We start from the raw sequence: 12504 nt of genomic DNA, 5'->3' as shown, positions 1-12504 counted from the left end.
ACATCTGTTTACATGGCTTAATAATTAATGCCCGCAGCTACATCCACATCCTGCTGACGACTCTTTTTCATCAATAAATTTAGCAATTTGATCTAAACCTACATATGATTGTGTTCCACTACATTTTTCTACAACTAAACACGGTACAGATCTTATTCCATACATTGTAGCTAAATCCTCATTTTCTAAAGCGTTTAGAATTTCTACACCTTCTACTGCCGCTACTAACTCTTTTGCTGGTCCACAATATTGACAAGTTGGTGTTGTAAATAACATAATTCTCATAACTAACTCCTCCATCCATACTTATTTTGTATATAATACTATAGTATAAAACTTTAGTTTAAAAGTCAAGAATTTTTATTTTAATTATATTTATTTAAATATAATTCTTGATAGTTATATTTTTGTTTTTTTGCTTTATTATTATTACTTACTAGAGAATAACTACCATCTTTATTCTGCACTCTTAACTTTGTATTATCTTTTAAAATATCCTTTAAAAGTTGAAGTACTTTCTTTTTATTATGCTTATCTTCTAAAGGAAATATTATTTCAATTCTTCCATCTAAATTTCTTCTCATACAATCAGGACTTCCTAAATACAGTTCATCCGCTCCATTATTTTCAAAATAGTATATCCTATCATGTTCTAAAAGTCTACCAATTAAACTGTAAACTTTGATGTTTTTACTTAAATCTTCTATCCCACTTTTTAGGCAACAAGTTCCTCTAACTATCAAAGTTATCTCAACTCCTTCTCTTGATGCATCATAAAGCTTCTCTATGACTCCTTGATCTGTAAGTCCATTAATTTTAATTATTATTCTTCCAGCTATATTTCTTTTTACATTCTCAATCTCTCGATCTATGAGTTTGTATAAATGATTTCTTAAATTAATTGGAGCTACTACAAGTTTTTTCCAATCATCTATTTTTGAAAAGCCTGTAAGCTTATTAAAAAGATTACTTGCATCAATTCCCATATCCTCATCTTTAGTGAAAAATGAATAATCTACATAAAGTTTAGCTGTAGAGTCATTATAATTTCCTGTTCCTAAATGAATATATCTTTTTATTCCATCATTTTCTTTTCTTATAACCAATAAGCACTTTACATGGGTTTTTAAACCACTTAATCCATAAACTACATGGCAGCCAGCTTCTTCAAGTTCTCTTGCCCATTTTACATTTCTCTCTTCATCAAATCTTGCTTTTAGCTCTACAAGAACTGTTACTTGCTTTCCATTTTCTGCTGCTTTTTTAAGATGTTTTATTATTGGTGAATCTCCGCTAAGTCTATAAAGAGTTTGTTTTATAGCCAATACTTTTGGATCTAATGCTGAAGTTTTTATTAAATCAATTACATGTTCGAAACTTTCAAAAGGATGTCTCAACAGAATATTTTTTTCTGTAAGAACTTTAAATATATTTTCTCCTGCTAACTCTTTATAATATTTTGGATTTTTTTTAAAAAATTTAAATTTTTCTACTCCATCTATCTCTAGAATTCCCAATAGAAAACTTAAATCTAGTGGTCCAAAAATATGATAAAAATTTTGTTCTTCTAGTTCAATTTTATTTTTTAAAAAATTCAAACTTTTTTTAGATAAATTATCTGCATACTCTACCCTAACTGGATTACCCCACTTTCTATTTTTCACTTCTTTCTCTATTTCAATTAAAAGATCTTGTGCACCATTACTATCATAAACTGCCAATTCTTCATCCCTTGTAATTCTAAAATAACCAACGTCTAATATTTCATATCCGTTAAAAATTTTTTCTAGATTATTTTTTACAACATTTTCAAGAAGAATAAAGTTATTGGCATCTGGAAGCTTTATCAATCTATTTATAACTCTAGGAACCTCTACTATAGCAAATGATATACCCGCTTTTTCTTTGACGTTTAATATCAAATTTATAGCTCCACTATTCAAATGAGGAAATGGTCTAAAAATATCTATTGCCATTGGTGTTAATATTGGAAAAATAGTTTCTTTATAATAATTCTCTATAAAACAAAGCTCTTTTTCTGTTAGCTCTTCATAACTCTTAATATTTATTTCACCTTCATCTCTAATTTTTAACATTATAGATTTATATAACTTATATTGTTTACTAACTATTTGAGCAACCTTTTTTTTTATAGTACTTAACTGTTCTTCTGGAAGATATCCTGTTATATCTCTAAGTTCTAGATTTGATTCATGTTGAGCTTTTAAGCCTGCTACTCGAACTTTAAAAAATTCATCAAAATTTGAACTTACAATAGCTAAAAACTTAAGCTTTTCTAAAAGTGGATTAGTTTGATCTTCCGCTTCTGATAATACTCTTTTATTGAACTCTATCCAGCTTAGTTCTCTGTTATAGAAATCTTTCTCTTTATATTTCATTACTTTTCCTCTCCCTCTAGAGATATAAACTCAATATCTAAATTAAATAGATCACTGAATAGTTTTTATTTATATTTCATTCTAATTTTTCAATTTAAACTTTAATTTTTTATCAAATGTATTTATAAATTTCTTTTCTGATATAAATAAATCTATAATTTTCAAATCGTTTTCTTCTTTGTATTTTATATAAAAAACAATTTCATCTTTACTTATTTCTAACTCGAAGTCATTTTCTTGTAACAATAAATTATCATAAAATATATTTGTTATGTTTAAAATTTTAGAAAGCATCATCAATTCTTCAACTTCTTCGTCTTTAAATAAGTCTCTATACTTCTCTAAGTCTCTATACTTTTTATTTCCTTTTGCCACTACAAGAGACGATGCTATTAACTCTTTTTGTTCTATACCTTTTATTCCTAGATTTAAAATCATATATGATGAATGTAGTGGATAGTTGACATAATTCATAACTTTTCCTATGTCATAAAGATACGTAACTAGCTTTATAATCTTTTTATTTTCAAGTTTAAAATTATAATTTTCAGCTAATTTTGAATATATTTTTTTAAAAATTTCATATTGTTTTTCTTTTACAAAGTGATTGATATTCAAAACTTCTACTATATCTTTAAATCCATCTTCAAATGGTTTTTCAATAACTTTTCCGCATTCACTTAAACGCTCATAAAGAACTCCTTCTCTAATTCCATACCCACTAATTATTAAATTTTCTAATTCAAAATATTTTAATACCTCTTCAACTGCTATTGCAGCTCCTACAAACATATCTGCTCTTGCTTTTGATAATCCTTGAATATCTTGTTTTTCTTTAAAGTTCATATCTTTCAAACTATTTACAATAGAAGTAACTCCATCAATATCAACTTTATAATTATGTAAAAGTTCTAGTGGATAGTTGTTCATATACAAATGGATTCCACCTATATTTCTTACCGTTCCACCTACTCCTATTAATGACAAACCTTTTATTTTATCTTTCCAATCTACGTTTTCAAGATTTTTTCTTATAAATTCTCTCAAAATATTTTCATCTTTTTTTCCTAATTTCCCTTTCAAATCTACAATTTCTGACAATGTTACTGCCCCAAAATTTAGACTTATTCTATCTAAAGCTTCTCTATTTTTGAAATGAACAATTTCTAAACTCGAGCCTCCTAAATCAACAACAACACCATCCTTTATATCTAAAGTATTGATTGCTCCTTCAAATGAAAAATATGCCTCATCCTCTCCTTTAAATATAATTACATCTATTCCCGTAGTTTTCAGAATCTTTTTTAATAAAACCTCACCATTTGTTGCAATTCTTAAAGCAGCTGTTCCAAAGGCTATTATTTCATCCACATTGTTTCTTAAGCATACCTTTTTAAATAACTGTATCGTTTTCAATGCTAAATTTATTTTTTCTTCTTTCAGCTCTTTTTTATCATTTATTCCTTCTCCAAGTCTTATTGTTTCTTTTATATCTTCTATTGGAACAAATGCTTTATTTGGAAACATTTCATAAATAACCATTCTGATTGAATTAGAACCTATATCAATAACACATATTCTTTTTCTTGAGTTCATTTTCCCTCCATCACTTCAATTTAAAAGTTTTTACAATTTTTTTACTCTTCTTCCTTTCAAAATAAATTTCTAAAATTTTATTTTGAATTTATAAAAGGAAATTGATAATTTTATATGTAATCTTAATTTAAGAAATAATTATAAATTACAGGGAGGCCATTATGTGTCCAAACAACAATTCTACAGACCTTATAAATATAAAAGATTTATTACCTGAAGACATTCCTATTCTTCCACTTGTTATAAGACCTATTTTTCCAAACATTTTAACTCCTATAGCTTTTACAGGTGAATATTTTTTAAAAGCTATAAAAGATGCCGAAGAAAATTACAATGGATTTATTGGATTAGTTTTTGTAAAAGATATTGATGACGATGATTATTTCAATTCTAATTTATATGATGTTGGAACTGTTGTTAAAATAAATAAAGTTACATCAATATCACAAGATTCTGTTCAAGCTATTGTTTTTGGTATAGAGCGTTTTAAAAAGAAAAAGGTTATTAATGGAAATTCTAAAATTTGTTGGAAAGTTAAATACAATAAGGAAACAAGTGATTCTTCTATTGAATTAAAAGCTTATATGCTTGCTATTATGACATCATTAAAAGAAATTTTTGAAGTAAATCCTATTTTAAAAGAAGAATTAAAACTTTTAGTTTCTCAAGCTTCTTATGACCATCCTAGTATTTTTATAGATTTTGTTTCTTCTATGTTAAAAGCAGAAGCTAAAGATTTACAAGAACTCTTAGAAGAATTCAATATAAATGGACGCTCACAAAAACTTTTAACTATGCTAAAAAAGGAACTCGAAATTTCTCAGCTTCAGATCAAAATTTCAAGACAAATTGATGATAAAGTAAGTAAACAACAAAAAGAATATTTCTTAAGAGAACAATTAAAACTAATAAAGCAAGAACTCGGTTTAGAAAAAGATGAAAAATCTACTGTTATAGATAAAATATTGGAAAAAATAAGTCATATTCATCTATCTTCAGAAGCTGAAAAAATAGTAAATGAACAGTTAGAAAAACTTTCTCTTCTAGATCAAAGTTCACCTGAATATCATGTTGCTCGAACTTATATAGAGTCTATTGTTGAACTACCTTGGGGTATTTTTTCAAAAGACAGATTAGATATAAAAAAATCTAAATCAATTTTGGATAAAGACCACTATGGATTAGAAGATATTAAAAACAGTATTTTAGAATTTATAAGTACCGTTATCAAAACAGGAAATGTTAATGGTTCAATACTTTGTTTAGTTGGTCCTCCTGGAGTTGGAAAAACTTCAATTGGTAAATCTATTGCCGAATCCTTAAATCGAAATTTTTATAGATTTTCAGTTGGTGGAATGATTGACGAAGCAGAGATAAAAGGTCATAGAAGAACTTACATTGGGGCAATGCCTGGAAAAATAGTTCAGTCTCTAAAACTTGTTCAAACATCTAATCCAGTTATAATGATAGATGAAATTGATAAAATTGGAAATAGCTTCAGAGGAGATCCTGCTTCTGCACTATTAGAGGTTTTAGATCCAGAACAAAATAAAGAATTTTTAGATCATTATTTAGATATTAGGTATGATTTATCTAAAATTTTATTTGTTACAACCGCTAATCAATTAGACACAATTCCCAGACCACTGTTGGATAGAATGGAGGTTATACATCTTTCAGGTTATATACTTGAGGAAAAACTTCAAATTGCTTTAAAATATCTAATTCCTCAACAGCTAAAAGCACACTCTTTAGATAATAAAGAGATTACAATAAGTAAAAATGCTCTAAAATTTATAATTGATAAATATGCTAGAGAAGCTGGTGTTAGAACTTTAGATAAATGTATCAAAAAAATCATGAGAAAAGTTACTCTGAAAATTGCAGAAGGAAATACAGACAAAATTCGAATAAGTGAAAGTAATATTGAATCTTATTTAGGAGTTCCTATTTTCACAACTGAAGAACTTTATGAAAAAGAAATTCCAGGTGTTACTCTTGGATTGGCTTGGACTTCTTTAGGAGGAGCAACTTTATATATTGAAGCAACTAGTATTAGTAATAAAGATAGTGGCTTAAAATTAACTGGACAATTAGGAGACGTTATGAAAGAGTCTGCCGAAATTGCATATTCATATATCAGATCTTTAATTTTTAAAGATAATAGTTTTTCAATAGAAGTTAAAGATTACTTTGATAAAAATAAAATCCATTTACACATTCCAGAAGGTGCAACTCCGAAAGATGGTCCTTCTGCTGGTATTACAATGGCTTTAGCTCTTTATTCACTCGCAAATAATACACCTATTAGAAAAGGACTTGCTATGACTGGAGAATTAACCCTAACAGGGAAAGTTTTGCCTATTGGAGGTGTTCGAGAAAAAATAATTGCCGCTCGAAGAGTTGGCATTTTTGAGTTGATTCTTCCAAAAGATAATAAAAAAGATTTTGATAGACTTCCCGACTTTTTGAAAAATGGAATAGTTATTAATTACGTTGACTATTTTACAGATGTTTTAAAAGCTGCTATAAAATAAAAATTAAGAGTGCGAGCACTCTTAATTTTTATTTTAATTCAATTTTTTTTATAGTTTCTCCTAATAAACTTTTTATATAAAAAAAACCATTTTCAAAAATTCCATAACTATTTAAATTTCCACCTTTTGGTAATGTAATTGAACCTGGATTTAATATAAAAATATTTTCTTTTTTATATGCTACAGGTAAATGTGTGTGCCCATAAATAAAAATATCATTTTCAGATAAATTTGGTAATTTTTCTTCACTATAAATATGACCATGTGTTGCAAAAATTCTTTTCCCATTCATTAGTAAAATTGTATAATCACTCATCATAGGATATTCCAATAACATTTGATCTACTTCACTATCACAGTTGCCTCTAACTGCTATTATTTTTTGTTTGTATCTATTTAAAATTTCCGAAACCTCTTTAGGATTGTAATCTTGTGGAAGAGAATTTCTTGGCCCATGATATAATTCATCACCTAAAATCAAAATATAATCCGCTTTTTCTTTTTCATAAGCTTCTAAGGCTTTTTTTAAGAAATAACTTGAACCATGAATATCAGATATTACAAAAATTTTCATAATAACTCTCCTTAAATTTTTTATTATTATATATCAATTTTTTATAAAAAAGAAGTGATTTATTTATTTATTTATTAAAATGATATATAATAATATCAATACTTAAAAAAAGTAAGTTTACTTAATCAAAAAAATCTTGCCTTTTAAATATCTAAATGGTATACTTTTGTTGAATATAGATTCACATTGTATATTCAAACTTAATATTTTTAGGAGGTTATTATGGCTCATAGAATTAATGAAGATATCTGCATTGGATGTGGAACTTGTGAAGCAATCTGTCCTGTTAGCTGCATTTCTGAAGTTGAAGATGGAAAAAGAAGAATCGATGAAGATCAATGTATTGATTGTGCTGCTTGTGCAGGTGCTTGTCCTGTTTCATGTATCGCTTCAGCTGAATAGTTTTACTAGAGATCAATTTTTTTGGTCTCTTTTTTTTAGTAAATTTTGAATTTCTAGACCAAATTTGTTTACACTTTTGTATTTTTATATTTTTATGATATAATAATAAGAAAAATGCTTGGAGGCCAACGTGGAAGACAAATTTTTAATTGAATCTTTAAATAACCTACTTAAAGATGATCTTTTTAAAATCTTAGCTAAATTTAATATTAAAATTGCTAAAAGCACTATTAAAGTAAAAATTATTGAGAAGATTATTGAAGCTTATAAAGAAGATTCTAAAACCTTTTTAGAAATATTTTCTAAAGATACATTAAACTATTTAGCTCAATTTAATAATGAAAACATCTTAATTAGTGAAAAGGAATTCTTTGAATTTGAAGAATATCTATTACCTTTACAGAGCTTTGGATTTATTTCTAAAAGTGTTATTAAAGAAAAAGATAATAACCATTATATAATATCTAATTGGTTTATAGAAACTATAAAAACTCTCTCTATAAATGATGAAAATAAACTTTTAATAGACAAATATCAAGAACTTGAAATGTTAATCTTAGGAATGATTAGATTCTATGGTGTTATTGATGAACATAAATTATTGGAATTATTAATTCCTACATTTAATGATATGTCACTTAAAGAAATACACAACTTCATAGATTCTAGATGGATATTAAATGTATTTGTATCAAAATTAGAAGACTCTGGAAGTCATATTATATACTTCGTTGCAGACTCAGTTTCTGAACCTGTAGACATTTTACATGAAACTATAAAATATGAAAGTTTAGATTATAAAATTTTAACAAATGACGATTATAAAAATTACTGGAACTATTTCTTTATTGAAAAAACTCAAGATGTTGCTGATTTAATAAGCCTTTTAATATCTTACGAATTGGAAGGATCACAAATCGGTTTTGAAATCACAACTATTATTGATAGATTAAAGAACAATGTTTCTATAGAAAATATTCTTAATGATATAAAAACTAGAGTTGTATTTAAAAATTCAAATGATGAAGCTATATTTATAGCTTTATTAACAAGAATCTCTAAATCTTTACCTCTTTGGGTTTTAAAAGGAAATTCTTATACTGATGTTTTTGGAATAAATCAACCACCTAGAACTGTTAATAAAATAGGAAGAAATGATAATTGTCCTTGTGGTTCTGGAAAAAAATATAAAAAATGTTGTTCAAAATAAATAATATAAATTTAATAAAAAAGCTACTAGTTGGGGGACTAGTAGCTTTTTTAGGTTGTTATGGTTTGCCTGTAATATTAATTTTTTCTTACCAGGGGGGATAGGAAAGAAAAATCTATACTTGAATCATAAGTCAAAAAACGGAAAATTGCAAGCTTTTTTTTATTTTTTTTATAATATTATAAAAAAAAATCGGATTACTCCGATTTTTTTAAAATCTTGATAATAATATTGAAGCTCCTGGTCCTATTGGAAGACCACTTATCATCCAAACAGCCAAGAAAATTGACCATCCAATTAAGAAAACTATTGAATACGGTAACATTACTGATATTAAAGTTCCTAAAGATGCTTTTTTATCATACTTTTGCATAAATACAATTATCATTGCAAAATAAGACATTAGAGGTGAGATTATATTTGTTGTTGAATCTCCTATTCTATAAGCTAATTGTGTAAATTCTGGTGAATAACCTATTCTCATAAGCATAGGTATAAATACTGGAGCTAAAATAGCCCATTTTGCAGAAGCCGAACCCATAAATAAATTTAAGAATCCTACGATTAATATAAATCCAATTATTAATGGTATTCCACCAATTCCAGCACTTTCTAAGAAATTTGCTCCTTTTACTGCTAAAATAGTTCCTAAATTTGTATATCCAAAATATGCTATAAACTGTGATGCAAAGAATACTAAAACTATATAACCAGACATTCCTTGCATTGATTTAGTTAGCATTAGCATTACATCACTATCGTTTTTTATTGTACCAATCGATTTACCATAAGCTAAACCTGGTAAAGCAAAAAATAAAACTATTACTGGAACTAACCCGTTTCCTAAGAAATTTTTTCCTAAAACTAAATAAATTGGCACTAATAAAATTAGCATTAAAATTGTTGCTATTCCCGCTGACTTCAATGCTTTTTTTTCAGAAGATGTTACTTCTTGGAAATCACTTGAATTCTCACCTAAATATTTTCCTAATCTTGGCTCAACTATTTTATCATTTATTAGTGTTCCTAAAAATGTTATTACAAATGTTGACGCCATCATAAAATACCAGTTTGCAGTTGGTAAAACTTCATATGTTGGATCTAATATTCTAGCTGCTTCTGTTGATATTCCTCCTAATAATGGGTCTATTGTTCCTATTAATAAGTTTGCAGAAAATCCTCCAGATACTCCTGCAAATGCAGCTGCTAACCCTGCTATTGGATGTCTTCCAAATGACATAAATATCAAAGCTGCAAGAGGTGGTAAAACTACATACCCTGCATCGGATGCAACATTTGACATTATTCCTAAAAACACAACCATTACTGTTACTAGTTTTTTAGGTGTTGACAATGCTATCTTTTTTAATAAAGTAGCCATTAATCCAGATCTTTCGGCTATTCCTATTCCTATTATTGCAACTAAAACTGTTCCCAAAGGTGCAAATCCAGTAAAGTTTTTTACCATTGTATTAAATATATAATTTATACCTTCTTTTGTCATTAAAGACTTAGTTGTTATTAACATCTCTTCTGTCTTCATTGTTTGTCTATTAATCCCAGTAAAATTAACTGACCATCCTAGAACACTACCTATTCCAGATATAATTATAACTGCTAATGCTAAAATTCCAAATAATGTTGCTGGATGTGGTAGTGCATTCCCACCTTTTTCAATCACATTTAAAAACTTATCAATAAAACTTTTCTTTTGAAATTGATCTTTTCTCAATTCTTTATCCATACTTCCCCCTGTTTTTGAAAAATTATTTTTATTTATAATTAAAATGATCAAAAAAATATTTTAATTATAGAATATCATACTTTTGTCCAAATTGAAAAGATTTGTTTTATATATGTTTTATAAATGAGATATATAGCTTTATAACTTTAATGTTTTAAATTCTTTTTTTAATGATGTTAAAACTTCACAAGAATCTTCTTTTACCAAAATATCATCCTCTATTCTTACCCCTCCAAAACCAGGTATATATATTCCTGGTTCAATTGTTATTACCATTCCTTCTTTTAACACTTTATTTTCGGCTTTAAAAGATACTCCTGGATATTCATGTATTTGTAATCCAATTCCATGTCCTAAACCATGTCCAAAATAATCTCCATATCCTTTTTCTTTTATGAAATCTCTTGAAATTGAATCTAATTCATGAACTGTAATTCCTGCTCTGACTTTTTTTATTGCTCTTTCATTTGCTTCTTTTACAACTTCGTATATTTCTAAATGTTTTTTTGTTGGATTATCTCCTACATAAAATGTTCTTGTTATATCTGATGCATATCCATTATAAAAACAACCAAAATCTATTGTTAAAAATCCCTCTTCAATCACTTTTTCACTTGCTACTCCATGTGGTAAAGCTGATCTTTCGTTTGAGGCTACTATAATATCAAACGACGCTTTTGAAGCACCTAATTTTCTCATTTGATACTCTAATTCTGCTGCTACTTCTCTTTCTTTTATTCCAATTTTTATTCTATATATAGTTTTTTCCAAAGCTTCTTCCGCTATTTTAATTGATTTTTTTATTATAGAAATCTCTTCTTCTGATTTCACCTCTCTTTCCTTTGTGAAAATATCATTTAAATTTATATACTCTATTTTTGAGAAATTATTTTCAAATGATTTAAATTGTTCTAAAGTAACCATCTGATTTTCAATACCTAACTTTTTTACATTAAATTGCTTTAATAATTCCGCTACTTTCTTTAACGGTGATATATTCTCACAAATCAATTGGAATCCTTTTTTTTCAACTTCTTCCATTGCTTGTGAAACATATCTAAAATCCGTTATAAAAAATTTATTTTCACCTATAACTAAAGCTATTCCTGTTGTTCCTGTAAAACCTGTAAAATATCTAATATTCAGCAAATTTGTAATCAATAAAGCATCTACACTTTTTTCTTGAATTAATCTTTTTAATTTCATCACAATACTCCTTTATAACATTATTTTTTAGATATATGAATTGATCCAACATTATATTTTTTTATTTCATCACCTACAAAAACCTCAAGAGTTCCATCTTCTAATATATCTCCTGCTACCCCACTTTCTTTTTTCTCTAAAGATACAACATCTATTCTTTTCCCAAATAGATAATTAACTTTATTTATTTTTTTTAAAATATCATTCCATTTTCCTGCTTTAAACTCTTTAAATTTCTCATAAAAATCTTTTACAATTATTCCAATTACCTCTTATAGCAATAGGTAAGGATTTGAAGTTATCTCCACCTTTTCCCCTGCTCCACACCGTGCATGCGACTTTCATCGCACACGGCGTTCCATCATAATTTTAAATTTTATTTATATTTAGAAATTGTTTTTTATATTCTTACATAATTCTCATTGTCTTTATAGTAATCCTCTCTATTGCTACTTTTCAGTAAGGTCTTGAATGACGAATCTAGTAACATTAAATTTTCAAGGTCATCACTTCCTCCATGTTCTTTTGGGACTAGCCTATGAACATAGAAGTTGTCATTTCCCTTTATATATTCGCCTGTTACTTCACAAGTTGAGTTTCTTTTGACTCTCAAGATTGCTCTTATTTGAGGGTCTTCAATTTCGTTTATCTCAATTTGTTTTTCTACATCCATAACTTTCTTTTTCGCTGAAAATAATTTAGGTATTTTAAACTTTATAGCTTGTAGCGTGAAAACTGTAGTGCTTGCTACGTTCCATACTTTAAAGTTGTACCCTTTATAGCGGAGCTTATACTTTTTATACTTTTTGTCAGAAGGTTTCCCTATTCTGTTTCTA

At 27.2% G+C, this 12504-nt stretch carries 10 protein-coding genes; 3 read left to right on the top strand and 7 right to left on the bottom strand.

Features of this window, described 5'->3' with window-relative positions:
- Positions 1 to 24: 24 nt before the first annotated feature.
- The 3 genes from ACRCZX_RS02210 to ACRCZX_RS02200 form a co-directional block, all read right to left on the bottom strand.
- On the bottom strand, positions 25 to 285 hold the full coding sequence (locus tag ACRCZX_RS02210) for a hypothetical protein (protein ID WP_438581311.1): 261 nt from the start codon (positions 283 to 285) through the stop codon (positions 25 to 27).
- Between the two features lie 80 nt (positions 286 to 365).
- The gene (ppk1, locus tag ACRCZX_RS02205; RefSeq protein ID WP_438581310.1) at positions 366 to 2399 is read right to left on the bottom strand and encodes a polyphosphate kinase 1; all 2034 of its coding nucleotides are present in this window, start codon (positions 2397 to 2399) and stop codon (positions 366 to 368) included.
- A gap of 81 nt (positions 2400 to 2480) precedes the next feature.
- Positions 2481 to 3995 carry a Ppx/GppA phosphatase family protein gene (locus tag ACRCZX_RS02200; protein ID WP_438581309.1) on the bottom strand — a complete coding sequence of 505 codons (1515 nt, stop codon included), beginning with the start codon at positions 3993 to 3995 and terminating at the stop codon, positions 2481 to 2483.
- A 161-nt stretch (positions 3996 to 4156) separates the two neighbouring features.
- Between ACRCZX_RS02200 and lon the strand changes: the two genes are divergently transcribed.
- The gene (lon, locus tag ACRCZX_RS02195; RefSeq protein ID WP_438581308.1) at positions 4157 to 6532 is read left to right on the top strand and encodes an endopeptidase La; all 2376 of its coding nucleotides are present in this window, start codon (positions 4157 to 4159) and stop codon (positions 6530 to 6532) included.
- A gap of 28 nt (positions 6533 to 6560) precedes the next feature.
- Here lon and yfcE read toward each other — a convergent pair whose 3' ends face one another.
- A complete protein-coding gene (gene yfcE / locus ACRCZX_RS02190; protein WP_438581307.1) occupies positions 6561 to 7106 on the bottom strand; it encodes a phosphodiesterase in 546 nt (181 codons plus the stop codon).
- Positions 7107 to 7328: 222 nt separating this feature from the next.
- Here yfcE and ACRCZX_RS02185 point away from each other — a divergent pair, with 222 nt between their 5' ends.
- Both ACRCZX_RS02185 and ACRCZX_RS02180 read left to right on the top strand, forming a co-directional pair.
- Positions 7329 to 7508 (top strand): indolepyruvate ferredoxin oxidoreductase subunit alpha, encoded by a 180-nt coding sequence (locus tag ACRCZX_RS02185; RefSeq protein WP_438581306.1) that lies wholly within the window; start codon positions 7329 to 7331, stop codon positions 7506 to 7508.
- Positions 7509 to 7638: 130 nt separating this feature from the next.
- Entirely contained in the window at positions 7639 to 8718 is a 1080-nt protein-coding gene (locus ACRCZX_RS02180) for an SEC-C metal-binding domain-containing protein (RefSeq protein ID WP_438581305.1), read from the top strand.
- Between the two features lie 211 nt (positions 8719 to 8929).
- Here ACRCZX_RS02180 and ACRCZX_RS02175 read toward each other — a convergent pair whose 3' ends face one another.
- From ACRCZX_RS02175 to ACRCZX_RS02165, 3 genes are all read right to left on the bottom strand, one after another.
- Positions 8930 to 10462 (bottom strand): AbgT family transporter, encoded by a 1533-nt coding sequence (locus ACRCZX_RS02175; protein WP_438581304.1) that lies wholly within the window; start codon positions 10460 to 10462, stop codon positions 8930 to 8932.
- 138 nt (positions 10463 to 10600) lie between these two features.
- Positions 10601 to 11668, bottom strand: coding sequence for an aminopeptidase P family protein (locus ACRCZX_RS02170; RefSeq protein WP_438581303.1), 1068 nt, complete (start codon positions 11666 to 11668; stop codon positions 10601 to 10603).
- Positions 11669 to 12068: 400 nt separating this feature from the next.
- Positions 12069 to 12504 (bottom strand): HNH endonuclease signature motif containing protein (locus ACRCZX_RS02165; RefSeq protein WP_438581302.1); only part of this gene is annotated, 436 nt, incomplete at its 5' end.

It is taken from the genome of Cetobacterium sp. (assembly GCF_051658645.1).
Lineage (GTDB): Bacteria > Fusobacteriota > Fusobacteriia > Fusobacteriales > Fusobacteriaceae > Cetobacterium_A.
The sequence above is the reverse complement of the archived record's forward strand: the minus strand, read 5'-3'. Positions and strand labels throughout refer to the sequence as shown.

Bases quoted from the DNA above. Each gene is read 5' to 3' on its own strand.
- ACRCZX_RS02200 (WP_438581309.1), bottom strand. From the start codon at position 3,995: ATGAACTCAAGAAAAAGAATATGTGTTATTGATATAGGTTCTAATTCA.
- ACRCZX_RS02185 (WP_438581306.1), top strand. From the start codon at position 7,329: ATGGCTCATAGAATTAATGAAGATATCTGCATTGGATGTGGAACTTGT.
- lon (WP_438581308.1), top strand. From the start codon at position 4,157: ATGTGTCCAAACAACAATTCTACAGACCTTATAAATATAAAAGATTTA.
- ACRCZX_RS02210 (WP_438581311.1), bottom strand. From the start codon at position 285: ATGAGAATTATGTTATTTACAACACCAACTTGTCAATATTGTGGACCA.
- ACRCZX_RS02175 (WP_438581304.1), bottom strand. From the start codon at position 10,462: ATGGATAAAGAATTGAGAAAAGATCAATTTCAAAAGAAAAGTTTTATT.
- ppk1 (WP_438581310.1), bottom strand. From the start codon at position 2,399: ATGAAATATAAAGAGAAAGATTTCTATAACAGAGAACTAAGCTGGATA.
- yfcE (WP_438581307.1), bottom strand. From the start codon at position 7,106: ATGAAAATTTTTGTAATATCTGATATTCATGGTTCAAGTTATTTCTTA.
- ACRCZX_RS02170 (WP_438581303.1), bottom strand. From the start codon at position 11,668: ATGAAATTAAAAAGATTAATTCAAGAAAAAAGTGTAGATGCTTTATTG.